Annotated in this window: 18 protein-coding genes; 7 read left to right on the plus strand and 11 right to left on the minus strand. The window is 38.7% G+C overall.

Annotation, left to right across the window (positions count from 1 at the left end; genetic code table 11):
* Positions 1-12: 12 nt before the first annotated feature.
* Together ACYVFA_RS22705 and ACYVFA_RS22710 are read left to right on the plus strand one after the other, a co-directional pair.
* A complete protein-coding gene (locus ACYVFA_RS22705) occupies positions 13-900 on the plus strand; it encodes an FKBP-type peptidyl-prolyl cis-trans isomerase (RefSeq protein ID WP_460474159.1) in 888 nt (295 codons plus the stop codon).
* A 90-nt stretch (positions 901-990) separates the two neighbouring features.
* Positions 991-1,545 (plus strand): hypothetical protein, encoded by a 555-nt coding sequence (locus tag ACYVFA_RS22710; RefSeq protein ID WP_460474160.1) that lies wholly within the window; start codon positions 991-993, stop codon positions 1,543-1,545.
* Here ACYVFA_RS22710 and ACYVFA_RS22715 read toward each other — a convergent pair.
* Both ACYVFA_RS22715 and rocD read right to left on the minus strand, forming a co-directional pair.
* The gene (locus tag ACYVFA_RS22715; protein ID WP_460474161.1) at positions 1,526-2,149 is read right to left on the minus strand and encodes an FMN-binding negative transcriptional regulator; all 624 of its coding nucleotides are present in this window, start codon (positions 2,147-2,149) and stop codon (positions 1,526-1,528) included. The genes ACYVFA_RS22710 and ACYVFA_RS22715 overlap by 20 nt on opposite strands.
* A gap of 2 nt (positions 2,150-2,151) precedes the next feature.
* Complete coding sequence (gene rocD, locus ACYVFA_RS22720) at positions 2,152-3,390, minus strand: ornithine aminotransferase (RefSeq protein ID WP_460474162.1); 1,239 nt, start codon at positions 3,388-3,390, stop codon at positions 2,152-2,154.
* Between the two features lie 150 nt (positions 3,391-3,540).
* Here rocD and ACYVFA_RS22725 point away from each other — a divergent pair, with 150 nt between their 5' ends.
* Both ACYVFA_RS22725 and ACYVFA_RS22730 read left to right on the plus strand, forming a co-directional pair.
* On the plus strand, positions 3,541-4,008 hold the full coding sequence (locus tag ACYVFA_RS22725; protein WP_460474163.1) for an Lrp/AsnC family transcriptional regulator: 468 nt from the start codon (positions 3,541-3,543) through the stop codon (positions 4,006-4,008).
* A gap of 104 nt (positions 4,009-4,112) precedes the next feature.
* Positions 4,113-5,261, plus strand: coding sequence for a cysteine desulfurase family protein (locus ACYVFA_RS22730; RefSeq protein WP_460474164.1), 1,149 nt, complete (start codon positions 4,113-4,115; stop codon positions 5,259-5,261).
* Between the two features lie 102 nt (positions 5,262-5,363).
* Here ACYVFA_RS22730 and ACYVFA_RS22735 read toward each other — a convergent pair whose 3' ends face one another.
* From ACYVFA_RS22735 to ACYVFA_RS22770, 8 genes are all read right to left on the minus strand, one after another.
* The gene (locus ACYVFA_RS22735) at positions 5,364-6,023 is read right to left on the minus strand and encodes a hypothetical protein (protein WP_460474165.1); all 660 of its coding nucleotides are present in this window, start codon (positions 6,021-6,023) and stop codon (positions 5,364-5,366) included.
* A gap of 105 nt (positions 6,024-6,128) precedes the next feature.
* Positions 6,129-7,520: a RagB/SusD family nutrient uptake outer membrane protein gene (locus ACYVFA_RS22740; protein ID WP_460474166.1), complete on the minus strand. Its 1,392-nt coding sequence runs from the start codon at positions 7,518-7,520 to the stop codon at positions 6,129-6,131.
* 23 nt (positions 7,521-7,543) lie between these two features.
* On the minus strand, positions 7,544-10,576 hold the full coding sequence (locus ACYVFA_RS22745; RefSeq protein WP_460474167.1) for a SusC/RagA family TonB-linked outer membrane protein: 3,033 nt from the start codon (positions 10,574-10,576) through the stop codon (positions 7,544-7,546).
* A gap of 330 nt (positions 10,577-10,906) precedes the next feature.
* On the minus strand, positions 10,907-12,352 hold the full coding sequence (locus ACYVFA_RS22750) for a SusD/RagB family nutrient-binding outer membrane lipoprotein (protein WP_460474168.1): 1,446 nt from the start codon (positions 12,350-12,352) through the stop codon (positions 10,907-10,909).
* A gap of 71 nt (positions 12,353-12,423) precedes the next feature.
* The gene (locus tag ACYVFA_RS22755) at positions 12,424-15,612 is read right to left on the minus strand and encodes a SusC/RagA family TonB-linked outer membrane protein (protein WP_460474169.1); all 3,189 of its coding nucleotides are present in this window, start codon (positions 15,610-15,612) and stop codon (positions 12,424-12,426) included.
* Positions 15,613-15,970: 358 nt separating this feature from the next.
* Positions 15,971-17,518, minus strand: coding sequence for a RagB/SusD family nutrient uptake outer membrane protein (locus tag ACYVFA_RS22760; protein ID WP_460474170.1), 1,548 nt, complete (start codon positions 17,516-17,518; stop codon positions 15,971-15,973).
* Positions 17,519-17,540: 22 nt separating this feature from the next.
* Positions 17,541-20,729 (minus strand): SusC/RagA family TonB-linked outer membrane protein, encoded by a 3,189-nt coding sequence (locus ACYVFA_RS22765; RefSeq protein ID WP_460474171.1) that lies wholly within the window; start codon positions 20,727-20,729, stop codon positions 17,541-17,543.
* A gap of 251 nt (positions 20,730-20,980) precedes the next feature.
* Positions 20,981-21,778, minus strand: coding sequence for an SDR family oxidoreductase (locus ACYVFA_RS22770; protein ID WP_460474172.1), 798 nt, complete (start codon positions 21,776-21,778; stop codon positions 20,981-20,983).
* Positions 21,779-21,919: 141 nt separating this feature from the next.
* Here ACYVFA_RS22770 and rlmN point away from each other — a divergent pair, with 141 nt between their 5' ends.
* Complete coding sequence (gene rlmN, locus ACYVFA_RS22775) at positions 21,920-22,969, plus strand: dual-specificity RNA methyltransferase RlmN (protein WP_460474173.1); 1,050 nt, start codon at positions 21,920-21,922, stop codon at positions 22,967-22,969.
* 117 nt (positions 22,970-23,086) lie between these two features.
* On the opposite strand, the gene ACYVFA_RS22780 is transcribed toward rlmN, so the two are convergent.
* Entirely contained in the window at positions 23,087-23,449 is a 363-nt protein-coding gene (locus ACYVFA_RS22780) for a DoxX family protein (protein ID WP_460474174.1), read from the minus strand.
* Positions 23,450-23,780: 331 nt separating this feature from the next.
* Here ACYVFA_RS22780 and ACYVFA_RS22785 point away from each other — a divergent pair, with 331 nt between their 5' ends.
* Both ACYVFA_RS22785 and ACYVFA_RS22790 read left to right on the plus strand, forming a co-directional pair.
* On the plus strand, positions 23,781-24,542 hold the full coding sequence (locus ACYVFA_RS22785; protein ID WP_460474175.1) for a cupin domain-containing protein: 762 nt from the start codon (positions 23,781-23,783) through the stop codon (positions 24,540-24,542).
* 31 nt (positions 24,543-24,573) lie between these two features.
* Positions 24,574-26,283 (plus strand): alpha/beta hydrolase, encoded by a 1,710-nt coding sequence (locus tag ACYVFA_RS22790; RefSeq protein WP_460474176.1) that lies wholly within the window; start codon positions 24,574-24,576, stop codon positions 26,281-26,283.
* Positions 26,284-26,389 lie beyond the last annotated feature (106 nt).

Genomic DNA, 26,389 nt, shown 5'->3' on the forward strand with positions numbered 1-26,389 from the left:
ATATAATTGTAAATGAAAAAGATAGTACTCGGACTAGTTGTATGTTGCGCTGTTTTATTGGCTTCTTGTAATAGTTTTTTGTCCAATGATCTGGAAGAAACTACTAAGCTGAATGATCAGCAGATGTTGACGTATATCAACGCCAAAAATCTCAAGATGACCAAAGCAGACAACGGAATGTATTACCAGATTACCCAGACAAATCCTACAGGGCAAACTGTAAATGTGGGAGATGAGGTAAAAGTACATTATGTGATGTCTTTATTGGATGGTACAAAAATCGATAGTACACAAAGATTAAAAAATGCTCCTTTATCGGCTATTTTCGGTGGTACTATTGGTATACAAGGCGTACTAGAAGCGCTTCTTAAACTGAGAGAAGGGGAGAGAGGCTTATTCTTACTTCCATCTTATCTGGCTTTTGGTTCTAGCACTCAAGGTATTGTGCCTGGTAAGTCAGTCATTGCTTTAGACCTGGAAGTAATGAGATACCGGACGGAGGCACAACAGATAGACGAATATATTGCCACTGGTACTAACACTACTTTTCTATCAAGCGATACCACGGCATCTGGTGTGAAAGTCCTTAAAATGGTAGCAGGAACAGGTACTAAACTAGCCGCGGGCCAGACAGCTACTGTAAAATATACGGGATACCTGGCCAGTACTATTAAACAGTTCGATACAGGTCAGTTAGATGTTTATCTGGCTGGTGGTAGTGTTGTTAAAGGTTTTGATGAAGGTTTGCAGGCACTAAGCGTAGGTGATAAAGCTGTTCTGGTTTTCAAGTCGGCTCTGGGCTATGGTGCGCAAGGTTCTCAAAATCAGTCAACAGGAGCGTATGTTATACCGCCTTATTCGCCTCTGATATTTGTAGTAGAGATCAAGAGCACAAGATAAAAATCATTATTTTTTGTAAATTTAAAGCCCCTGAACTTTTCGGGGGCTTTATCGTTTAATAGTATCAATATATGTTTACTGTTATTATCTATGGGAAAAATACCTAAGGAACTGGAAAAAGCAATTCTGTTGCTTCCGGCCAAGGAAAAAGACAAGATGCTTTTAAAACTCATCGCAAAGAGTGATTTATTGATAGAACAATTGCATTATCAATTGCTCGAAAACGAATCGTTTTTAGGGGATAGACGTGATGAAATTAAAAAGAGTATTCAGCGGGTATCGAAGATGTATCATGATACCCCCGGTTGGATGATGATGGATATGCGGGACCTGAATAGTAGAATCACGCAACATGTAAAAGTAACCAAAGATAAATATGGTGAGATAGAATTGACACTCAACCTTCTGAATAGTTTCTTCGATAATCAAATGAAATTATTAGAGAAATATAACAGTAAATCTGATACAGTAGCTTTGTATATAGCTAAACGGACAGAGTTTGTTCTAAAAAAATTGCCCAAACTCCATGAAGATTATTATATAGAATTTGAGCGGGATGTAAATAAATTACTGGAAAGAGTGCATAAGTATGCGCCTGCTTATTATGCCAAACAAATGGGCATACCTACAAGCTGGGAGTATTAATCTTTTTCATAAGTTCGGATACCTGAAAGGCAATAGGGTCAGACGATTGTTGTAATTGCTCAACTACCCGCTGATAATCTTCGGCATTCCGGTTTTGTGAAAGTTTGTATTTGGCCTGAATATCCGTAATTTCAATCTCGAAACCTACAATTGCCCGCATCTGATTTTCTACCATTTTTTCTGACATAGTTTCCAGACTAACCGGATTTTCAGAAGCTTTTTCGTATTTATCTACCAGTTTCTTTAACGATTGCCATAATTCCGGCCCTTCAATAATCCTGATTTTTCCATACACGTGTACAGCTATATAGTTCCAGGTTGGCACGCTTTCGTTTGTGTACCAGGAAGACGAAATATAGGCGTGTGGGCCTGTAAAAATGACTAGTACTTCTTTATTCTCTTCAAAACTGCGCCATTGCCCATTTGCCCTTGCCAAATGTCCACAAAGCACTTTTTTACCTTCTCTTTCTTCTAATTCAATCGGAATATGGCTAGCAAGTGGTATCCCGTTTTCTGTACTCACCAAAATCCCGAAGCTATTCTGACTAATAAATGCCTCTATCTCTTCAGGATTTTCATTTCTGAATATCTTAGGTATATACATGCCTACTCAAAACTTCTGATAGTGTCTGAAATAATATCAATACAATCCCATAATTGAGATTCTGTCATGACCAATGGTGGAGCCAAACGTATTTTATTGCCATGGGTAGGTTTCGCTAATACTCCATTATCTTTTAGTTTGTTACAAATATCCCAGGCTAAATCAGAATCTTCTTCAGTATCTATCAAAATAGCATTCAGTAAGCCTTTACCACGGACTTGCGTAACAATAGAAGTTTCATTCACCAGCTTCTGCATTTCCTGGCGGAAGATATTGCCCAAATATTCAGCATTTTGTGCCAGATTCTCCTCTTTTACAACTTTCAAAGCTTCCATTGCTACAGCACAGGCAAGTGGGTTCCCACCATAAGTAGAGCCATGTTCACCAGGTTTCAGGGTAAGCATAATTTCATCATCTGCCAATACTGCTGATACCGGTAAAACTCCTCCTGAAAGGGCTTTGCCTAAGATTAACATATCAGGGCGGATATTATAATGGTCGGTTGCGAGTAACTTACCTGTACGGGCGATACCTGTCTGAATCTCATCCGCAATGAAAAGAACATTGCTGGCTTTACATAAGCGATAAGCCTCTGGTAAATACTGGTCGTCAGGTACTACCACACCTGCTTCTCCCTGGATAGGTTCCACAATAAAACCCGCCACATATGGGTCGTTGATTAGGGCTTCTTCCAGCGCTTCTATATTGTTATATGGCACCAATTCAATGCCTGTCATATATGGGCCAAAATCTTTTTTAGCTGTTGGATCAGAAGAGGCCGAAATAACTGATAAAGTACGACCATGAAAATTACCTCCGGCAAAAATAATTTTTGCCTTATTTTCAGGAATACCCTTTACCTGATAACCCCATTTACGGCATAATTTCATGGCAGTTTCAACAGCCTCTACGCCTGTATTCATAGGCAATACTCTGTCATAGCCAAAGTATTGCGTGATATATTCTTCAAAACGCCCGAGCACTGAATTATAAAATGCCCTTGAGGTCAATGTCAGTTTTTGTGATTGTTCAATTAAAGCATTGATAATTCGTGGATGACAATGTCCCTGATTAACTGCAGAATAAGCTGATAAAAAATCGTAGTAACGTTTCCCTTCAATATCCCATACATACACGCCTTTCCCTTTATCTAAAACTACCGAAAGCGGATGATAATTATGAGCTCCGTAGCGTTCTTCTAATTCAATTAGTTGTTCGCTTAGTTGAGTATCTACTAACATATCTGTAGTGTTTTAATTTTCTCTGGATATATATACGACAAAAATGTTAAAATGACTTTTAATAAACAATAATTAAGTTATATTTACTTTAATAATAAAATATAAAGATAATAATGTTGATTTTGTGATTGATAAAATTTATTTTGACTTATGTTAAATGAAACTTTTTTAGATGATTTTGATAAACAGATTCTGATTCAATTAGAAAAAGATGGGCGCAAACCTTATTCGGAAATTGCCAAAAATCTGAACATTTCCAATACAATGGTACACCAACGCATAGCCCGTATGAAGAAAGTAGGAATTCTGAAAGGCGCAGGAATTATTTTAGACGAACGGAAGTTAGGATATGAATGGAGCGCCTTTACAGGCATTATTCTAAAAGAAGATTCAGACTCAAAACTGATTATTGAAGAACTGAGAAAAATACCTGAAGTAACCGAATGTTATTATATTACAGGTGAGTACACTTTGTATGCGCGTATTGTCGCTAAGTCGAGTGAGCATATGCGGAAGGTACTATATGATAAAATCGATAACATCAGTGGGGTACTCAAAACAGAATCAATGATTGACTTTGGAGCAGCTTTCAAAAGAAATGTGAGTGTAGAGCTCTAGCCTTAGATAAGTAAGTTTTGCCAAATAAAATTTGCTTAGTCTATTGGTTTTGTGGGTTGTACAATACAAAAACAAATATTAATTTTGCAGAAACCAAATAAAAAATGCCTCGTATATATCTTGATAATGCCGCTACTACTCGTCTTGACGACGAAGTTTTGCAGGCCATGTTACCTCTGATGACGGAAAATTTTGGGAACCCATCTTCTATTCATGCACATGGGCGCCAGGTGCGTTCGGCCATTGAAAGAGCGCGTAAAAGTATCGCTACTTTGCTGGGTGCATCACCGTCAGAAATCTTCTTTACCTCAGGCGGTACCGAGGCAGACAATACTGCTATTACCTGTAGTATTGATACCTATCAACTCAAACACGCTATCACTTCTCCAACCGAGCATCATGCGGTTTTGCATACCTTAGAGCATCTCGCCAAACAAGGCATTATTGAGCTGAGTTATGTAAAATTGAACGAAAAAGGTCAGGTAGATCTTACACATTTGGAGGAGTTACTAAGTACCAAACCCCGGACATTGGTTTCTTTGATGCATGGAAATAATGAGATTGGTAACTTATTGGATTTGAAGCAGGTTAGCGAAATATGTAAAAAATATAATGCCATTTTCCACTCTGATACAGTGCAGACAATGGGACATTATACCCATAATTTACAAGATTTAAACATAGATTTCATTGTAGGAGCAGCGCATAAGTTTCATGGACCTAAGGGGGTAGGTTTCTTGTATATCAATGCCAACAACAAGATTCACCCATTCATTCATGGAGGCTCGCAAGAGCGCAATATGCGTGGCGGTACCGAGAATGTATACGGAATTGTAGGCATGGCAAAGGCTTTGGAAATCGCCTATCGTGAAATGGAAGCACACCAAAATCATATCAAAGGGCTGAAAACCAGAATGATTGAGAAGCTGACCGCTAATATTCCGGGTGTAACTTTCAATGGAGATTCGGCAGATGTGGAGAATAGCCTTTATACAGTATTAAGTGTAAGTTTCCCACCAAGTGCAGATAACGATATGTTGCTGTTTAATCTGGATATTGCGCAGATTTCCTGTTCGGGAGGGAGCGCCTGTTCAAGCGGTACTGATGTAGGTTCTCATGTTTTAGGCGCTTTAAATGTACATCCTGACAGAGGCAATGTTCGTTTCTCTTTTGGCAAGTACAATACAGAAGAAGAGATTGATAAAGTGATAGAAGTGTTGACAGAAATATATGCCAAGAAGGTTTTGGTGTAAAAATCCCTAGCCGCAGCGGCGGACCGTCCCTAAAGGGGAAAAAAAAGACATATACTAGAAAAAATTAGGTTAGTATAAGGGGCTAAAAAGCCCCTTATACGTTTACAAAGTATTATAATAATTTACCAAGGCGGCGATAGAAGCGTCTTCTTTGAAGTTTGTTTTATTGTCTTTAATGTACTGTTCTACTTCTGCCGATTTATCGTTTAATATGCTCGTAATTGCTTTTTTATCTTTCTTTACTTTAGTATAAGTACTATCTGTTTTTAATAGATAATAAGCAGTATTTTCAGAAAACTTCTTTGTTACGGTGGCTGAGCCATAACCACTTCCTTCTCTGATTACCTTCATGGTTTTCTTCAAAAACTTCACTTTTTTGCCATCACTCAGTACTTCAAAATAAGGGTCTTTTTCAGCCTCTTTTTCTTTTATTTCTGGCACCATAATAAAGCTCATTGCCACATTGTTAGGATACAGAATAAAAGATTTTACAGTTGAGGTAAAGCCTAAATCAGCACCGTTTTTGCCTTTAAAGAATACAATCCCCTCTATCTGGTCATACTTCAAATCAAGATCTTTGTGGTTTTTTCCATTATCTAAAGTGACTTCACCTTTTGTCCAGTTTTCAAAAAGATAAGGAGAACCGACTATGTCCATATACTTCCCAGACATCAAAGGCTTACCGTTAACATCCTGCATATATTGCGCTTGTGTAGTCAGAGCAGCCAGAAAAAGAGCCGTGTACAAAATAGTTTTTTTCATAATGGAATAGTTTTAGCAAATAATATGATACAACGACAAATAGGTAGTTATGGTATAAAAAAGCCCGACTTATGACTAAGCCGGGCTTTTTTATAGAAAATAGGATTAATACCCGGGATTTTGAGAAATATTCGGATTCGCGTTTCTTTCAGTTTGCGGGATTGGCCCGATTCTGAAATTACTTGTGAATGGAACAGTTCTCACAGAATATTTACCACCTACTCGAACAATGTCTCTCTTCAGACGATTCAAGTCAAAGAATCTATCGCCTTCAAAAGCCAGTTCTTTTCTACGTTCTGTAATGATATCTTCAAGCAAAGTAGCGCCTGTTGAAGCGTAAACAAAGCCAGGGTCTCTTTGTGCAACCAAAGTATTCAGATATTTCAAGGCATCTGCTTCTTTGTTTGTACGAGCGGCCGATTCTGCTGCAATCAGGTATACTTCCGAGATACGAAGTACTTTTTTATCATCTCTGTCACCTGCTACGTTCTGATATTTATTTACAATATAAGCAGGGTTTTCAGCTTGTGCTCTTGAACCAATGATGATTAGTTTTTTTCTAACGTCAGTATCTGCGTATAATTTGTATAACTCTTCATTTGCCAATAAATCGCCATAACCAGCCTGATTGTAGATATAACCTAGCTCATCAGTACCTGCATTCAAAGTAGCATCTGCTGATACTTCAAATAACGTTTCAACTTTGGTAGAGGTAGATGCCGGATTAGCCCAATAGGCTGCTACTGCGTCTGATGTCAGTAAAGTGAAACCGCCGTTAGTAATTACATCTTGTGAATAGGTCAATGCTTTTTCGTAATCACCTTGGTAGAAGCTAACTTTCGCTGCTAAAGCACGAGCGGCAAATTTAGAGAATCTGGCAGAACCATTATATGCACTCATTGAGGTATAAGCCTTGTCTAAGTCCGCCTGAATCTGCGTATATACTTCCTGAACAGTATTGCGTTTTGGTTTCAAGGTTGGGTCATAATGCAATACAATAGGTACTCCTTCTGTTGCTGGTTCGCCAGCTTTTGAGAAACTGCGGAGCAAATTGAAATACAACAAAGCTCTCAATGCATAAGCTTCACCTTTAATCTGGCTTACATTGGCGTTATCAGTCAATTTTGCATCAATAATGTTGTTAGCTCTTAAAATACCTGAATAGGCATTATTCCAGTAACCTTCATAATCGGCACTATTAATCGTAATTACATATTGGTCAAAGGCAAAATATCTACCAGAGTTTCTTGAAGAAAGATATACGTTATCAGCACCTAAATCTCCGATAACCTGAATCGTACGACCAAACAAATTGGCATTTCTTAACTGTGAGTAAGCTCCTCTTAAAGCTACAATTAAATCGGCTTCAGTGGCAACAGCTGCCTCATTCGGAACCTGGGTATATGGAGATAGTTCGAGGAAAGATTCTTTACAAGAAGAAAGAAAACTTGTAATAAGAACTCCCAGGACTACAATTTTATAATTGAATCTTTTCATGATAATTCTTTAGAAATTTTGTGTTAAAACGCGACTTGTAAACCACCTGTAAACGTTTTTGGAAGATAGATATCTAAGTTAGTCGAACTGTTGATAGCAGTCTCAGGGTCATAAGGTAAGTTTTTGTCTTTTACCCAAGTCCAAAGATTACTTCCTCTCACATATATTTTTACATTGCTCAATTTCACTTTCGAAACGATGTTTGATGGCAATGTATAACCTAATGATACATCTCTCAGACGGATATAATCTCCTTCATACAAATATCTGCTTGAAAAAGAGTTTGATGCATTTGCACCACCGTATACATATTTTGGAACATTGGTAATGTCACCTGGTTTTTGCCATCTATTCAACTGTGCAGCCACTCTGTTGAAGGTAGCGTTATACCCATCACTTTGTGTATAATTAGCCCAGGTATCACGTACTAAATTCCCGAAATTATAATAGAACAAGAAGTCAAGACTTATGCCTTTATAAGAAAATGTAGAACCAAAACTACCAAATGCCTTAGGGGTAGCTGAACCTACAATTTGTTGTTTTGCGCTATTATATGTTCCTGTTTTTTCGGCATGTGTATTGTCAATCCACCATTGTGGAGCACCAGTCTGAGGGTTAACACCTGCCCATTCTCTCACATAAAATGATTGATAATCCTGGCCTACTCTTCTGATAAACGCACCATCTACTTGGTCGGCATTGTTTACAAGCGATAAAATTTTGTTTTTATTCAATGCGATATTGAAACTGGCATCCCAGGTGAAATCTCCGGCAATTACAGGTGTTCCTGAAAGAGCGATTTCAATCCCTTGGTTTTGCATTGAACCCAGGTTGTTTTTGAAACTGGTAAATCCGGTTGTTCTTGATAATGGCTCATTTAACAACAAATTGTTTGTTTTTCTGGTATACCACTCAAACGTAACATTCAATCGTTTTTTCAATAACGTTGCATCAAAACCTATATCAAACGGACGGTTTTCTTCCCAGGTTAGGTTTATATTTCCTACAGCGCTAGGGCCACTACCTGTTAAGCCTTGATAGTTGTAGTTGGTAGTAAGTGTGGCACCGTAAGAATAAGTTGGTTGCCAGTCATAGTCACCAATAGCAGCATTACCATTTACACCATAAGAAGCTCTTAATTTCAAGGCATCAATCCAGGTCAGGTCAGTCATAAAAGATTCTTTGTGGATATTCCATGCACCACCTACTGACCAGAAATTACCATATCTGTTGTTGCTACCAAATCTTGAAGAACCATCTCTACGGAAACTACCCGATAAAACATATTTGTTTTGTACTGAAAAGTTAGCCATTGCCAAAGCTGAAGAGAACGAATAATCGCTGTTTGTACCAACGGCTGAGTTATAAACCGAACCCGCCGACGGAACAATTACATTGGTATTTGAAGGTAAACCATAGGCTATTACATTTGAGTTAAGCATTTGAGATTTTTGTGCCTCATAACCTGCAATTACGTTTAATACGTAATCATCATTTTTGGTAATATCCCATGTATAATCAGCTAAGTTTGTCCAAACCCAGTTGAAATAACGGGTATAATATCTATACGAACGACCACCATCATTTCTACCGTCACCATAGAATGGGTTGTTGTAGACATCTTCTTCGTAGTTATTGTAATCAATACCGATTTTTGTAGAGATTTTCAAATCTTTTAAAACCTGGTATTCCAGTGCCGTAGTAGTAATACCTTTCAAGCCATTGGTTTTTCTTTTATCCATTGATGCAATAGCAAGCGGATTGTAAAGCCCACCAGCTGGGAAATCAGGAGCAGAAATATTTGGTGTACCATCGGCATTTCTTGGATTATAAGAAGGCAATAAGAAATACGCATTCAATACAGGATTAGCAAATAAACCTCCTGTGCCAGGGCCTTTCTGACCAGTAGAAGAAAGCATTAGGTTCACTTTCAATGTCAATCTATCTGTAATTTTATTAGTCAGGTTCATGTTACCTGTGTAACGATTGAACAAAGACTGAATAACGGTACCCTCTTGTTTGAAGTATCCACCCGAAAAATAGAACTGTGTTTTTTCATTACCACCACTCGCCGAAAGGTTGTATTGTTGTTGTGTACCTGTGCGGGTTACTTCATCAAGCCAGTTGGTATTTACGCCCTTATCAGTTCTGAAGTTTCCATCTACTAGTGTCAGGGCTTGTGCTTTATCTGTAGCCTGACCGCTATTTACAAGACCTTCTGCTGTTAAATCACGCCATTCTGAAGTAGTTAATGGGCGGTTCGCATCGCTTAAGTAAGCAATGTTAGCTACCCCGATTTCAGTATCGAAACGGATTTTTGTTTTTCCGGCTTTACCTTTTTTCGTAGTAATCAGGATAACGCCATTGGCTGCACGAGAACCATAAATAGAAGCAGAAGCGGCATCTTTCAATACAGTTACGCTCTCAATGTCGTTAGGGTTAATACCTGCCAGCGCATTGGCAGTAGTAGTAGTTCTTGTTAAGTCGCCTGAGTTAATCGGAATACCATCAACCACGTATAACGGATCTGAACCCGCTGTCATTGAACCAATACCGCGGATACGGATATTCTGGATTGAACCAGGTTGGCCAGAACCACCGGCCGATTGCAAACCTGCCACACGTCCCTGAATTGCTTTGTCGACAGAGGTAAATGGTGAGTTTTCAATTTTTTCAGAGCCAACTACACCTACTGCACCCGTTTTTTTGATGGTAGAAGTAGTACCGTAACCTACTACAATCGCTTCGGCCAGTTCCTGAGCGTCAGAAGCTAATTGTAAATCAATTACTGCGCGGTTGTTTACCTGAACTTGTTGTGTAACAAAACCGATAAAACTAAATGTAAGCGTGGCGTTGCCAGGTACCGTGATGCTGTAAACACCTTCTGCGTTTGTTGTTGTACCTTTTGTAGAGCCCTTTACGGTGACACTTACACCCGGAAGGGTAGAACCATCGTCTGATGATGTTACCTTTCCGGATACAGTTCTGTCTTGTGCAAATACTTGCACACTCCAAAACAACACCAATAAAAGACTTGGTAGAAGAGATTTCCTCATAATCGTTTGTTTGGTTTTTAGTTTGTTTTATTAGAAAAAATACCCCTTTTAGAGTAATCTTTCTACAAAAATAATGGAGAGAAAATTCAAAAAACAACAGTTTTTTTCTAAAAAAACAAAGAAAAAGTTTGAATATTTTCAATAAAATATAAAAAAGTCTTTTCGTATTTTATTGATTTTCAGGCGATTATGAAATTGAAATTGTGTATTTTTTTTAGTTAGAATATTTGTGCATTAAAGACATTAATTTTTTTTAAGTCGAGGCTAAAAAAACAAAAAAGGCAGCCTAATGACTGCCTCTTTGCGATATATGTGTTTCGGTAATTATGCTTATTTTTTATCCCACCACACGCGTGTATCCTGAGTATCAGCTCCTTGAGTGGATACTGCTTTGTCGTAGTTAACTTTGTTCAGAGTCTGCTCTGTAACAGGGTATGCATTACGACGAGGAATCTGGCCGCTTGGGTTTAGCGCGTTAGATGCCGGAGTCAATGCAGGGTATCCAGTACGACGCCATTCTGCCCATGCTTCGTTGCCTTGGTAGAACAATGCTATCCATTTTTGCGTACCTATTTGCTCTAATGCTTTGGCATCATCATATTTTACATCAGGCTGTGCTAAATATGCCTCTACTACTGCATCAGTACCAGCTGCGCCAATCCATTGTTGAATGGATGCTTTAATTGCGCTTTCATATAAAGCCTTCGCATCACCTTGAATCCATCCCAATTTAGCAGCTTCTGCTTCAGAGAATAATACCTGTGCATAAGTTACTACGTTTGCAGGTGAATTTTGCTGACGAATTGAACTAGCTGCCAACGAAACATCCTGTGCTTTCCAGGTAGGAGGGAATACACCATAAGGAACACCTACATATTTTTGTAGGATATTTTGATCGGCCATGCCAGGAATACGAGGGTCATTTACTTTAACCAGATAGTTCATAAATGTACTACTTACGGCAAAATCCTTACGGTTGGTCGTAATATAGTTGTTATACAATGGGTTTTCATTGTTTGCTTCTGCCAGATAACCATATTTTACGTTATCAGCGTTTGATGCCAACGGACCATCAGCCATAGCTGCAGCAAACTCAGTCTTACCTTTTGCCGGGTCTACTTTAGATAGGCGAAGTGCCATAATCATACGTAAAGTATTAGCAAATTTCTTCCAGCGTGTAGCATTACCGCTTAAAAGAATATCACCTTTTACAGTCGCACCACCATCAAACTGTGCCTGTGCTTCTTTCAACTCTTTAAACAAATCGGTATAGATTGATTGTTGAGTGTCATACGCAGGGCTAAAATTTTCTTTGCCTTTCAATGCCTGAGAGTAAGGAATATCTCCCCATTTATCAGTCATCCACATAAACGTATACGCCTTGGCTATACGCGCAATGGCAATCTGATTGGCGTTTGAGCCATTGGCAGCTGCCGTAACTTTAGTAGCCTCGTTGGTATTTAAATCAATAATATTCTGATATGTTACCAATGGGCCGGTATAGTAACCATTGAAGTTGAAATTGATGGTTTTATAACGAGAATCCTCAATATAGGTTACATCACCGAATTGTTGCGTATATAATGCCGGAACCATTTCAGTAACCATAGTTCCTATATTACGCAAAGCCCCTGTAAGGAAGGCAGAAGTATTAGGTGTCGACGGGTTATTGGGGCTGAGATTCATATTATCAAAATCACCCGGATCGCACGAAGTAGTGGCAATTGCTAAACCAAGCGCCACTGCTAATGATTTGTATGTTGTTATTTTTGTCATTTTTTTAATAGTATTTAACGGCAGTAATACTTAACGGGAAAATAAAGCATTTATTGCCGAGTCTCTAATGATTAGAATCCTAAATTAAGGTTGATACCATATGAGCGAACCGGAGGTAACTGACCACCTTCTGTCCAGTAAAGCTCAGCTTCTGAAATATCAATACCACCACCAGCTGCACTATAAATCAAGACAGGATTACGTACGATTAAACCAACTCTAGCTGATTTGAATACTTTTCCGTTGAATAATGATTTAGGAACATTGTAGTTTAAAGCAACCTCTCTCAATTTTACATAGGTCTGATCATAAATCCAGGCTTCGTTAAAACCAAACATTTTATCTTCGTAGAATGACTGTGTTTCTACACGAACCGTATTTGGTTTGCCGTCAGCTGTTACACCAGGTAATAAGATACCCCCACCGTCTGCTACTGCGTCACGTTTTGGTTTACCCAGTTCGTTTAAGCCTGCTGTTTCTGCTGCCAGACCTGCATAAGCGTTAAACATACGGGTAGTAGAGAAGAATTTACCACCAACAATGAAGTCGATATTCGCACGTAACGAAATGTTTTTATAAGTAAATACGTTCAGGAATCCACCTTTGAATTTAGGAAGTACAGAGCCTAATGGCTTAGTATCTTTTACTAAATAATGTCCGTCCGGGCCAATTACTCTTTCGCCTTTATCATTGGTTACATAGCCTTTGCCTTCCAGAAGACCCCATTGCTCACCTACGCGAGCATTTACTGTTAAGGTTCTCCAGGTAGGGCCACCTAATTGATAGTTACTTAAACCGGAAGCCAATTCAACAATTTTTGAAGTGCTGCGGTCGAAGTTAATATCCAAATCCCATGTAAAACCAGATGCAGTTTTTACTGGAGTTGCACCAATGTGTAACTCAAAGCCTTTTGTCTGAATCAAACCTGCGTTAATTAACGTAGAGCCATATCCACTGGCAGCAGGAACTGTCAGAGGAAGAATCTGGTTTTTGTTATCGTTTTTATAGGCAGTAAACTCTAAGCTAATACGATTATTCAGGAATTTCAAGTCGATACCCCCTTCATAAGCAGAAGAAAGACCTGGTTTCAAATCAGCATTTGGTAATTGTGTTGGCAGGTATTGCGTTGGGTTTGAGCCAAATGGATTACCGGTTGTATATACCTGATAGATATTATAAGGACCTACGTCAGTACCTACTTGCGCATAACTACCTCTGATTTTTGCAAACGATAATACACTGTTTTTAGGTATCCACTCAGAAACTACGATACTACCACCAATTGATGGGTAAATGTATGAATTGTGAGCAACTGGAAGTGTTGATGACCAGTCATTACGAACAGTACCTTCCAGGAAGTAAGTATTGTCGTATCCTAGACTTAAGCTACCATACAAACTATTTACTTGTCTTTCAAACAAGTTGTTTGAAACAGCTGGACGGTCTTTTGAAGCGGCTATGTTATAAAAACCAGGTGTAGTAAGACCCCCTACAGTTGCCTGAGAAACGACAGTAGTTTTAGAATATCTGATGTTACCACCGGCATTAGCTACTACTGAAATTTTACCAAAAGTTTTGTCAAGTGCCAATAAAGCTTCGTGGTTGTTCTCATATCCTGTAGTAGCATAGTTGGCATACGCACCTAAACCACCAGCATTTAATGTACCCGAAGCAATTCTACCTTCTCCATAATAATTTCTCCAGTCTCTACGGGTAGTAACTGATGCGGTTAAGAAGTCAAAGATTTTATAGCTTAAGCCGAAGCTACCGTAAATACGGTCGTTGTTGTTCAGGTTAGTACTTTCGTACATCTGTGTGTAAGGGCTATCCCAGTATTTTGGTTTTGAATCAAGCGGACCACCAATGTTCCAGCTTCTGAAAGTACCATCCGGGTTTTTGTAATTCCTTAAATCTTCAATTTTGATCTGGCGTTGGAACCATTGGTTGAATGATCCAACTGTCTGGTTATAACCAACAGCCGCTACCGGAACTCCGGTTGGAAGACCTACACCACCTGAGGTGCCACCTGAAGAACCGTAGTTATCGGCCGGTACGTTTCTTGCGCGGGTAGCCGAATACGTAATATCAAGGGTTGCCGAGAATTTCTTTGTGAAATTAAAGGTATTTTTAGCACTGATATAATCTTTTATTTGCTTACTGTTGGGGATAATACCGTTGTTATCCAGGTGTGTAAATGACACACGGCTCTGGAAATTATCTCCGCCTTTTGCGAACGAAAGGTTAGTATTGTGGCTAAAAGGCTTATTGAAGAAATCTCTAACGTTGTTAGGAGATGGTGAGAACGGAGTTAATTGTCCGAACTCAGGGCCTTGCTGCCAAGAGAATGCTGAGCGGTGAGGTGAACCATCTAAGCGTGGTCCCCAGCTTTCGTCAGCTGAATAGTCTAATATTTTTTGACCGTTAAACGATGCCCAAGAAGCAGGGTGAATTGCCGGATTATAAGCAAAAGTATCCCACTCTTGTGAATAACCACCACCATACTCGTTCTGATATTTTGGTAGAAGACCAACTCTATCCATCGTTGTGCTATGGTTGATAGTGAATGTAGTTTCACCTGCTTTGGCACGTTTGGTAGTGATTACGATTACCCCACCAGAAGCACGGTTACCATAAAGTGCCGTAGCTGAAGGTCCTTTCAATACAGTAAGGTTTTCAACATCATCCATGTTTACGTCTGAAATATTGCCTACTGGAGTACCGTCTACTACATAAAGTGGGTCGCCACCCGTCAATGAGTTTACCCCACGGATGCGGATATTAGGTGAACCGAATTTTGCGCCAGATTGGCCTAATACCTGAACCCCCGCAATTTTACCAGCTAGTGCATTACCTACGTTTGCATCACGAGATACGGTTAGTTTTTCTGAACCAATACTTTGCGCAGTGTAAGTCAACGATTTTTTCTCACGCGAGATACCCAAAGCCGTTACTACAACCTCATTTAACTGAGCCGCGTCGCTCTTTAAAGTTACATTAACTACTGACATATTGCCTATGGCAACAGTTTGTGTTTCAAAGCCGATAAAACTGAATAAAAGAGAGCTTCCTTTAGTAGCGGCAATTTTGTAATTACCGTCAGCATCAGTTTGTGTACCTTTGTTTGTACCCTTTAGTACAACACTTACACCAGGTAGAGCAGATCCGTCATCAGCAGTAACCTTTCCGGTTACATTTACATCTTGGGCAAAAGCGTAACCTGCCCAGGCCAGCATGAAGCAGGCGAGTAGAAGTTTCCTCATACAGTTCGTTAGTTTGTTTTAATTAATTTTTACGTACTTTTAATTGTACTTTAATGCTAAGTTAGATTGTTTTTCTGAGAAAAAGGAAACTTTTTAAAAAAATTTAAATAAGATGTGAGATGAACATAGAATTTCCTGCGACCGCTCTCTCACAATTTTCGACAATCGTAGAGGAAATAAATGCCTTTAAACCAGGCGATTTCAAGGGAAATTTTGTTAAAATCGGATTATTTTTTGTTTCTAACTCATCAAAGAAATTGAGTAAAACAGTTAAGCTATTATTAATGACTGAGAGAATATAAGCAAAAAAAAAAGGGTTTCCGAAGAAACCCTTTTTTGAAATATGATTGAGAGTTAATTAGTCAACATCCCAGAATAACTTCGTAGCAAACACGTCGATTGTACCTTGTGCTTTTACATTATCTCCGTTTGAACCCATCTCAGTATTAGGATAGAAGAAACGAAGTGGACGTTTGGTTTCTCCAACTAACTGGATACTTTGAGGTGTCACAGGAAGATTTGTTCTTCTGTATTCAGCCCAAGCTTCCAAACCGTTGAAGTTTACGAATGAAATCCATTTTTGTATAGCAATCGCCGTTAATTTATCAGGAGAAGCAGCCCAGTCGTAATTAACAACACCGCTACCTTTGTATGCATCAGCATTTGCAGCACCAGCACCTAATACGCGGAACGATTGTCTCATACCTTCTTCAAAATACTCTTGTGAAGTTTTTGTGAAAGCAATATCAGCATATCTTTCTTTTGCTTCTGCCAATAAGAATTGAACTTCAGAAGCTGTCATCAGGATATATGGTCTGTTGTATTCGCCTTTTACCAATAAGCTTGGCCCTAGAGGTACAGTGTTCGCTGGTAAATAACCAGAGCTCACGCCAAACGGTGTGCCCGAATAGTTAGCAGAAACTTCTTTCTGCACACTTGTACCCGGCGTATTACCATTCTCACCACTATTTGCATAAGCGATTCTCTTCATACGTAGTGTATCTCCATTAGCTTTTAATGTGTTAATCAAAAACTGAGTTGGACGAGGATAGTTATTCAAAGCTCTTTTTGCACCATTTGCATCATAACCCCAACGATCATATACAGGATTCAATTTACCCGCAGTAGCCAGATAGAAGAAAGAACCACCTACACCAACGTCTTCACCAGCGATAACACCAGCGGCATCTGCTGCAACTTTATTGATTTCAGGTTTAATATATGCCTCTCTTCCGGCGATTTTAGACTGACGAATCAAAATACGCAGTTTAAGAGAGTTAGCAAACTGATTCCATTTAGTAGTATTACCTCTGAAAACAATATCAGAACCATTGAATGCACTGGCAAATGTATTAGCTTTCAAATCAGCTATGGCTTCGTCCAATAATTTGATTAAGCCTTCATAAACCGTTTTCTGATCATCAAATTTAGGGGCCAAAGAAGCCGTACCTTTCAATGCATCAGAGAAAGGGATGTTTCCATACATATCAACCAATTGTTGAAACAACATAGCCTTCATTACTTTAGCAGGCCCTTTCAGGAATTTCTGATTGTTTGCATCAGCATTCTGAATTACATACTCATAATCTTCCAGGTTATTATAATAAGCATCCCAGTAGTTGAAATCACCATTGGTGAAGTTATAAGCAAACTGAGCTGTATTGATAATGTAACCGTTTCCTTGTGTCCATTGGCCAGACCAATAGAAGCCGATTTCACTAGAACCACCGGCAGCACTCGTTCCGGCGATATTAGTTGAAGTTGTATTTAAGGCACCTGTAAATACATAACTTGGCAGGGCAGTAGGCAGGGAGTTAGGGTTAGTATTGATATCAAAGAATGATTCTTTACAGCTACTTCCAAACAAAACCACCAGCGCTGATAGTAATATTGATTTTAATTTCATGTTCGGTTAATTGTAATGTTGATTAAAATGTAAGATTGAGGTTTACACCATATTGACGTACAGGAGGTGTCTGGCTGGTATTGTTGATACCCAAACCGTTACCTGTTGTAAAGCTGTACTCAGGGTCAGTGTAATAGTTCATTTTGTCTACGATTGTAATCAGGTTACGTCCATATAAAGCGATGCTTGCACCAGAGAAAATCTTGGTTTTTGTCAGGAAGCTTTGAGGAATGGTATAAGATAGGTTAATATCACGTAATTTGATAAACCATGCTTTGTTAACAAAGTTTTCAGAAATCAAACGATACTGGTCTACCCATAGCGCGTACTCAGGCTCACGAACTTTAACTGCTGTACTACCTGAGTTATCAACCAATTTGCCGTCTGTTCCTATGTACGCAGAGTTAGGGAAGACCTGGTCTGTTCTGTTTTCAGTCCATTTACCAGAACCTGTGAAGGTCATTTGTTTCCCTAAGTCACTATACATATAGTTTCCACCACGATACTCGAAGTTGAATGTGAAGGCAAAGGCACCATAGCTCATTCTTGAACCTAAACCAACAATGTTACGAGGTAAAGTACCACCTCTTGCTGAAAGCGTTGCATCACGTAAAGGATAGCCTGTAGTAGCACTAACTAAACGACGACCTGAACCGTCATTAGCATATTGATAACCATCCGTTTTTAACATTGGGAAACGTGAACCTTTAATAACGTTTGTAGAGGCATAAGAATAACCACTTACGAAGAACTCGTTGATACCTGGGTAAAGTTCAACAACTTTGTTGTCGTTATATGAATATCTAATGCTTGCATCCCAAGAGAATTTATTTCCTCTGGCAATCAGATATTTCAATTCAGCCTCATATCCCCAGTTTTTAGTTTCACCTACGTTGATTAATAAGTTAGGGAAACCAGTAGAGTTAGGAACTTTTACTGTAATAACCTGTCCTTTTGAGGTCTGTGTATAAGCAGATACATCAATGTTGATTCTATTATCGAACATCTGTAACTCAGCACCAATCTCACCAGAAGTTACACTTTCAGGTTTCAGGTTGGCATCAGGTAATTTATCACCTACTGTCAAACCTACTGTATTACCAAACGGGAAGTTAGAAGCGTTAGGATACGTTAAATCCAAGCCATAGAAGTCAATATTATCATTCGCGTTTTTGTTGTAGTTCACACGTAATTTAGCGAAGTTCAGCACATTACTTTTCAAAGACGGGAATGCATCTGTCGGGATGAACGACAAGGCAACACCATAGTAAGGATATGACCACAAGTTTTTCGGACGAGTTGGTTTGTAGAACAAAGAAGTCTGGTCATAACGGAAAGTACCATTCAGAATCAACCAGTTTTTGAAGTTCGATGTTAAGTCAGCATAATAACCAACACGACGTTGTAAGTAAGTATTTTCACTACCTGTTAACTCACCCTGACGGTTTGATACATTGTATACATCTGGCACAACGATTGAGCTAGAACCAACCGTTACTTCTTTGATATAACGTTGATAAACGCTATTACCTAAGATTAATTTATTAGCAAACGGGCCGAAATCTTTCTCTAACAATAACTGGAACTCGTTGTTAACTACGTTTTCAGTTTTTGTAAAATCTTCTACACTTCCAAGAATGTCGGTAATCGCGCGGTAAATACCGGTACCATCACCATCACGGAAGAATGGCTCAGCAATAAATGCCTGATTTTTAGCGTAGTCAGAATACAAGAATTTACCGGTAGTTTTCTTCTGAGTACGAGAGTTGTTCATAATACCCAAGCGGTTGGTCAATGTAGCCCAAGGTGTTACTTTATAAGTAGCGCTTAGGTTACCGCTGACATTTGCATCTTTATATACCTGACGTTGGTTATCTGCATTGAAGTAAGGGTTATTATAATAATCATTATAGTAACCATTAGGGTTTGCAAATTTATCTGTTTGCCAGTCACGGTATTGTGTATAGTCAAGGTTACCTGGCTGGTTGATTACGTCGTTATAAAAGTCAGAAGACGTTCTGTCATATTTTGCTTGTGTATAACTTGCATTGAAACCAACTGATAATTTGTTGAACTCTCTGGTTGAAGACAAACGTGCACCTGTTCTTTCACTTTTATCATTAGGAACGATACCTTGAATCTTTTGATTTTCTAATGACATATAGAAAGTGCCGTTGTCATCACCACCCTGGAAATTCACCTGGTTGTTCATTGAAACTCCAGTATCAAAAGCATTATAACGACCGTTTTTAACAGCTGCATAAGGAACCATATTTGTAGTGCCATCTGAAGCACTACGACCTAACTGACGGATTGAGCCATCGAAAGGATCTCCGAATTGTTGGTTTTCATAGGCACGCCAGTTTCCTTTCATACGTACCAATGGGTCAGAGCTATAACCTGCTGAACCGAAAGAAGGGTAGTAGTGAGAACCTGAACCATATTTTTCCTGAAACTGCGGCAAGAAGCTGATTTGCTCAAAGTTTGTACTGTTTGAATAACCAACTTTGATTTTACCTTTTGTACCTTTTTTGGTAGTGATTACCATCGCACCGTTGATACCTGCTGAACCGTACAATGTTGCCGCCTGACCACCTTTCAGGATAGAGATATTATCAATATCGTTAGGGTTAATCAAAGCCAACATGGTAGAAGTAGTTTGCATACCATCAATAACAATCAACGCTTCGTTGTTACCAGTTAATGAACGGAAACCACGTAATACGATTTTAACAGAAGGGTCAACGCTATTGTTAACGTTATAAACTGCCATACCTGTTACTTTTCCAGAAAGGGCTTGAGCTAATTGAGGAGAACGACCTACTGTTACATCTTCAGTAGTTACTTTAGAATACGCATAACCAACTTCTCTCAGGTTTTTACGGATACCCTGAGCCGTTACAACCACCTCGTTTAATTGAGCCGCATCACTTTTCAGAACGATGTCAATTGTTGTAGCATTAGCAACTGTTGCGTTTTGTGTTTCAAAACCGATAAAGCTGAATAAAAGTGTTGCGCCTTTTTTTGCGGCAATTTTGTAGATACCATTTGCGTCTGTTTGTACACCTTGATTTGTGCCTTTTACCACGACACTCACACCAGGAAGAACTGAGCCATCATCAGCAGTAACTTTTCCAGTTACATTGACATTTTGGGCATAAGCATAGCTACCCCATACCAGCATCATGCAGGCAAGTAGAAGTTTCCTCATACAGTTTGTTTAGTTTGTTTTTAAGTTAATTTAGTTTAGAATACGTGTGTTAGGCCACATATTTGAACCGTTAAGTTAATAACTTTTTTATTTACTGCATAATTTCAAATAAAAAAAAAATAAAATTTTAATTTTTTTTACAAAGAAATGCACTAAAGGGTTAGAAATATAGGACTATTCTTAGAAAATGCACATTCCGAATAGTAAAATCAACTTAAAAAAATTCTCCTAAAACTGTTTTTGACAGAATATTATTTGGGCATTTGGTTTCTCATAATCTTAGAAAGTAAGGCTGGAAAAAAACGTTTTAGATAAACGCCTAATACCTCTTTTCGGCCAATATAGACTTCTTGCTTGTTTTGGGCAATGGCATTTACGATACTTTTGGCACAGTCTTCCGGTGATATTCCCTGCGCCTGGTTCTGATCCATCTTGCCATGTTTACCTCCATCGCCTGAAATAGCATTAATAGAAATATTGGTATGAATATAGCCTGGACATAAGATAGTTACATTGATATTTTCTTTCCAAACCTCTGCTCTCAGTGAGTCAAAGAAACCATGGAGGGCGTGTTTGGTAGCACAATAGCCTGAGCGCATGGGGGTTCCTAATTTACCTGATACGCTACTTGTGACTGCGATATTTCCGCTTTTCTGCTTTAACATAACAGGTAATACTGCTTTGGTAAGGGCTACTACACCAAAGAAATTTATATCCATAATCTTATGATATACTTCCATCTCACTTTCTATGACCGAACTTCTCTGCGAAATACCTGCATTATTAAACAATACATCTATAGTACCGAAATGCTTCACTACTTCTTGTACTTTAGCAGGAAACTCGGCTTGTTTTTCTACATCAATCGGCAATACTAATACATCCGTATCAGGCAGGCCAGTGTTTTTCTTTACGCGTTGCAGTTCTTCTTCTCTTCTGGCGGAGATAACCAGTTTGGCACCTTCTTTGGCAAATTCATAAACGGTAGCTTCGCCAATTCCTGAAGAAGCACCTGTAATCCAGACAACCTTATTTAAAAATCTTTTCATTAGTTTATTAATTCTTTCAAGCGACTAAACTTCTATTCAAACTTTATTGTTTATCTTAACTAGGGTTTTAGAATGATAATTCCTGAGATTTTGGTAAAAACCCCAAATATTTCAGAACTTTGCAAAATAGTTGAAGAAAACATGGAAAAACAAGATATAAGAAAGCTTTCTGTAGACCAGCTGAAAACATGGCTTTCAGAGAATGGTGAGCAGGGCTTTCGCGCAAAACAGATTTCGGAATGGTTGTGGAAGAAGTCAGCAAGGAGTATTGATGAAATGACCAATCTTTCATTAAAAACACGAGAACTGTTAAAAGAGAAATTTGAAATCAGACCAGTATCCGTACTTAGAAAACAAGTATCGAACGATAAAACCATTAAGTCTGGTTTCCGTTTATTTGATGGTAATCTGGTGGAAGGTGTACTCATTCCAGCCGACGACCGTATGACTGCCTGCGTGTCTTCACAGGTAGGGTGTTCGCTTACCTGTAAGTTCTGCGCTACGGGTTACATGCCACGTAAGAGGAATCTGGATGCAGCAGAGATTTATGACCAGGTTGTATTAATCAAAGAACAGGCCGAACAACATTATCAGGCTCCATTGACTAATATAGTATATATGGGGATGGGTGAACCCTTGCTTAATTATGCCAGTACATTAGAATCTATCAATCGTATTACCTCCCCTGATGGCTTGGGATGGTCGCCTAAACGTATTACTGTTAGTACAGCTGGTATTGCCAAAATGATTCAGAAACTAGGTGACGATGAAGTGAAGTTTAATCTGGCCTTATCACTCCATGCGGCTAATGATGTGAAGCGTAATGAAATTATGCCTATCAATGAAACCAACTCATTGAAGAATCTTGCAACAGCGCTTAATTACTTCTATAAAAAGACGGGCAACCGTATTACTTTTGAGTACATCGTTTTTAAAGATTTTAATGATTCGTTGCAGGATGCGAAAGAGTTGTGGGAGTTTACGAAGAAAGTACCTGCTAAAGTAAATATCATCGAATATAACCCGATTGCAGAAGCCGATTTTATTAATACTACAGAAGATAAACTTGGCCAGTTTGCCAAGTTCTTAGAAGATAGAGGAGTTGTGGTAAATGTGCGGAGAAGCAGAGGGAAAGACATTGACGCAGCCTGTGGGCAATTGGCCATAAAAGAGCCAAATGTTGCGGCTTAAATTTGGAACAAGGAGAATGGAGAAAGGAACACGGAGGGAGTAAAAGTAAAATTTCTTTTATTCTTTCTCCATGTTCCTTTCTGCTTTTATCCAAAGATGATGTGTGGATTAATGGATTTATTTGATAGTTGTGTTTAGCCAGACATTCAAAGCCAGAATCAGCATTAAATGCGCCAGCACTGTTAGTTGCGTCAATAACTCCTTTTTGGGTTCACGATGAATTATATTAGTAAAAACCGCTCCTGTTAATATCACTGCCCAGATAGCAATGCCAAACAGGCGAAGCTCTGGGAAAAGAATGGATACAGCCCCGATAATCTCAACCACACCAATCACTTGTATTATTTTTAATGAGTATCCCCATGCGGCAAATTTTCTGAGTTTAGCTGGTTCTGCAACCATTTTTACATAACCATAATAAAAAGTAGGTCCTACAAAAAGCGCTACTAAAATCCATTGAAGAGTTGTTAATAGTTCCATAATTAAGATCGTTTATTGTTTCTTTAACAAAGGTAATACCCCCCATTGACAACCCTATGTCAGCAATGTTTGAGTTTTTTTCAATTATTTTCTTCTTTTTTCAATGTTAGATTTCTGCTATGTATCAAATGCGGTAATTGGGATACGAGGTGTGAAGAAAATAATATTTTAAACGTATAAACGGGCAGTTCTAGGCTCAAAAATTAAAATTACGGAAGCCCTTTCAGGCTTGTTAAAGGATAATTATATTTGTTGAAGCTATCTTTCAGATTAATCTTAAAAGAAATAGCCTAAAAAAACATACGTGCTTATACCTTATAAAAACAATTGAATGGAAACGCAAAACAGACGGGATTTTGGTAAACAAATGCTGGGTACAGCCCTTAACTACTTCCTTTTAGAAAGCCTTTTTAGCTCACAGGCTTTCGGAAAACCGATAGTACCTATTGCCAATCATTGGGCGAAGCAATTGAGCGAGATGTGTAATGATTTAAAACTGGATAAGATTTCTCCGGCGCTATGGCAAAACAATGTAGAGAAACTATTCAATCATATCGAATTAGAAGAACTTCTGAAATTTATTGATTTTGAGAAATTAACTAAAAACTTTGAGTACCCCGATTTAGGCGTTAGTACCAAAATGATTACTTTTCCGAAACTGGATGGATTGCCAGAAAAGACGGTTTTCTTGAAGAAAATCTTTGGCATGAAAAAAGACCGCGCTATTATTCCCCACGGACATTCTAATATGTCGTCGGCGCATCTGGTATTAAAAGGAGAGTTTGCTTTGAAACATTATGATAAAGTGCATGAAGACGAGAAGTATCTGTTTATTAAACCTACGATTGAGAAAACGGCTAAACTAGGTAGCAGTTCATCTATTTCAGATGAAAAGAATAATATCCACTGGTTTATTGCGAATACCGAAACTGCGTTTACTTTTGATGTAATTATGCTTGATTTAGGCGGAAAGGAATACGATATTCACAATATAGATATTGAAGCCGGTGAAAAAACAAGTAATGGCTTGATTCGAGCCCCGAAAATGGATGTGCAAACGGCTTTGAAAAAGTATGGTAAGCAGCACCATTAACAGACAATAAATTACACTAAACTAAACTCCCATGAAGAAAAATCTCATTTGGGCTTTTCTGCTTTTATCGGCGACTAGCTATGCACAAACCCAGTTTTCCATTACAGCACCTAACCAGAAGGACTTATTAGATGGTCGGTTATTGGTAATGCTTTCGACCAATGCAGAAAGAGAGCCGCGCTTTGATGTAACCGACGGACTCAATACTCAATTAGTATTTGGCATTGATGCAGAAAACTGGAAAGGCGCTCAGGCTAAGGTAATCAATAATGCCAATGGTTTTGGTTATCCGAAAAGATATATGAAAGAAGTGCCTGCCGGAGAATATTATGTGCAGGTGTTATTACATAAATATGAAACTTTCCATCGCAAAGACGGGCATACAGTAAAAATGCCGATGGACCGAGGAGAAGGCCAACAATGGAATAGAGCGCCTGGTAATCTGTACTCAAAACCTATCAAGATAAAATTTGACCCTAAAGGCACTTCGGTAGTAAAATTAAGTCTTGACCAGATTATACCACCTATTGAAGAGCCTAAAGATACCAAGTACATTAAGCATATCAAGATTCAAAGTAAACTATTGACGGAATTCTGGGGTAGACCTATGTATTTAGGCGCTCACGTTTTGTTGCCGGAAGGCTTTGATGAACACCCGAATGTAAAATATCCCTTAGCGATTTTTCACGGTCATTTTCCTGATGATTTTGATGGCTTCCGTACAATTCCACCGGATGCAAACCTGCCAACTGATGATTATAATGCCCGTTTTAAAATGTATGGCTATAATAAAATAGTACAGCAGGAGGCATATGATTTTTATAAAATGTGGACGGGAAAAGATTTTCCGCGTGTGTTAGCGATTGAAATTCAACACGCTTGTCCGTTTTATGACGATTCTTATGCAGTCAATTCAGAAAATATTGGGCCTTATGGTGATGCAATCACCTATGAACTGATTCCTGAAATTGAAAAACAATTCAGAGGGATTGGAGAAGGTTGGGCAAGATTTACTTATGGCGGTTCGACAGGTGGTTGGGAGGCATTGGCAGTACAGGTAAAATATCCTGACCAATATAATGGTTGCTATGCCGCCTGCCCTGACCCGATAGATTTCAGAGCTTTTACGACAGTGAACATTTACGAAGATAAAAATGCTTATTGGTACGAAAGTCAGTTTAAAAAATTGCCTAAGCCTGGCCATCGAGATTATCTAGGGCAAGTATCAGCTACAGTTCAAGAGATGAATATGCGAGAACTGGCATTAGGCACTAAAACACGTAGTGGGCAACAGTTTGACATCTGGGAAGCAGTTTATTCACCTGTGGATAAAGATGGCTATCCGAAGCGAATATGGGATAAAGAAACAGGGGTGATAGATAAGGAAGTAGCCAACTATTGGAAAGAAAACTATGACTTAGCTTATATTCTGAAAAGAGACTGGGCTAAGAACGGTGATAAATGGAAAGGCAGAATTCATATTTATTGTGGGGATATGGATAATTACTACCTGAATAATGCCGTATATCTGGCAGAAGATATGCTGAAAGAATTAAAGAACCCATCGTATGACGGAGAAGTTGATTATGGCGATAGAGCCGAGCACTGCTGGAATGGCGACCATACGCAACCTAATGCTATTTCAAGATTACGCTATCACCGGATGTTTGTGCCTAAATGGGCAGAAGAAGTCAAGAAAACCGCTCCTAAAGGTGCTGATTTGAAAAGCTGGAGATATTAATCTGAAACTTCTACTCTACTATTGTTAATCGGGTTCTCAGCCCGATTAACAATATTTAATATACCCACCTCATAAATTTTTCTTACTTTTGACGTTCTATCTAAAA

This window comes from Emticicia fontis (assembly GCF_054779675.1).

Bases quoted from the DNA above. Each gene is read 5' to 3' on its own strand.
- ACYVFA_RS22705 (WP_460474159.1), top strand. From the start codon at position 13: ATGAAAAAGATAGTACTCGGACTAGTTGTATGTTGCGCTGTTTTATTG.
- ACYVFA_RS22710 (WP_460474160.1), top strand. From the start codon at position 991: ATGGGAAAAATACCTAAGGAACTGGAAAAAGCAATTCTGTTGCTTCCG.
- ACYVFA_RS22715 (WP_460474161.1), bottom strand. From the start codon at position 2,149: ATGTATATACCTAAGATATTCAGAAATGAAAATCCTGAAGAGATAGAG.
- rocD (WP_460474162.1), bottom strand. From the start codon at position 3,390: ATGTTAGTAGATACTCAACTAAGCGAACAACTAATTGAATTAGAAGAA.
- ACYVFA_RS22725 (WP_460474163.1), top strand. From the start codon at position 3,541: ATGTTAAATGAAACTTTTTTAGATGATTTTGATAAACAGATTCTGATT.
- ACYVFA_RS22730 (WP_460474164.1), top strand. From the start codon at position 4,113: ATGCCTCGTATATATCTTGATAATGCCGCTACTACTCGTCTTGACGAC.
- ACYVFA_RS22735 (WP_460474165.1), bottom strand. From the start codon at position 6,023: ATGAAAAAAACTATTTTGTACACGGCTCTTTTTCTGGCTGCTCTGACT.
- ACYVFA_RS22740 (WP_460474166.1), bottom strand. From the start codon at position 7,520: ATGAAAAGATTCAATTATAAAATTGTAGTCCTGGGAGTTCTTATTACA.
- ACYVFA_RS22745 (WP_460474167.1), bottom strand. From the start codon at position 10,576: ATGAGGAAATCTCTTCTACCAAGTCTTTTATTGGTGTTGTTTTGGAGT.
- ACYVFA_RS22750 (WP_460474168.1), bottom strand. From the start codon at position 12,352: ATGACAAAAATAACAACATACAAATCATTAGCAGTGGCGCTTGGTTTA.
- ACYVFA_RS22755 (WP_460474169.1), bottom strand. From the start codon at position 15,612: ATGAGGAAACTTCTACTCGCCTGCTTCATGCTGGCCTGGGCAGGTTAC.
- ACYVFA_RS22760 (WP_460474170.1), bottom strand. From the start codon at position 17,518: ATGAAATTAAAATCAATATTACTATCAGCGCTGGTGGTTTTGTTTGGA.
- ACYVFA_RS22765 (WP_460474171.1), bottom strand. From the start codon at position 20,729: ATGAGGAAACTTCTACTTGCCTGCATGATGCTGGTATGGGGTAGCTAT.
- ACYVFA_RS22770 (WP_460474172.1), bottom strand. From the start codon at position 21,778: ATGAAAAGATTTTTAAATAAGGTTGTCTGGATTACAGGTGCTTCTTCA.
- rlmN (WP_460474173.1), top strand. From the start codon at position 21,920: ATGGAAAAACAAGATATAAGAAAGCTTTCTGTAGACCAGCTGAAAACA.
- ACYVFA_RS22780 (WP_460474174.1), bottom strand. From the start codon at position 23,449: ATGGAACTATTAACAACTCTTCAATGGATTTTAGTAGCGCTTTTTGTA.
- ACYVFA_RS22785 (WP_460474175.1), top strand. From the start codon at position 23,781: ATGGAAACGCAAAACAGACGGGATTTTGGTAAACAAATGCTGGGTACA.
- ACYVFA_RS22790 (WP_460474176.1), top strand. From the start codon at position 24,574: ATGAAGAAAAATCTCATTTGGGCTTTTCTGCTTTTATCGGCGACTAGC.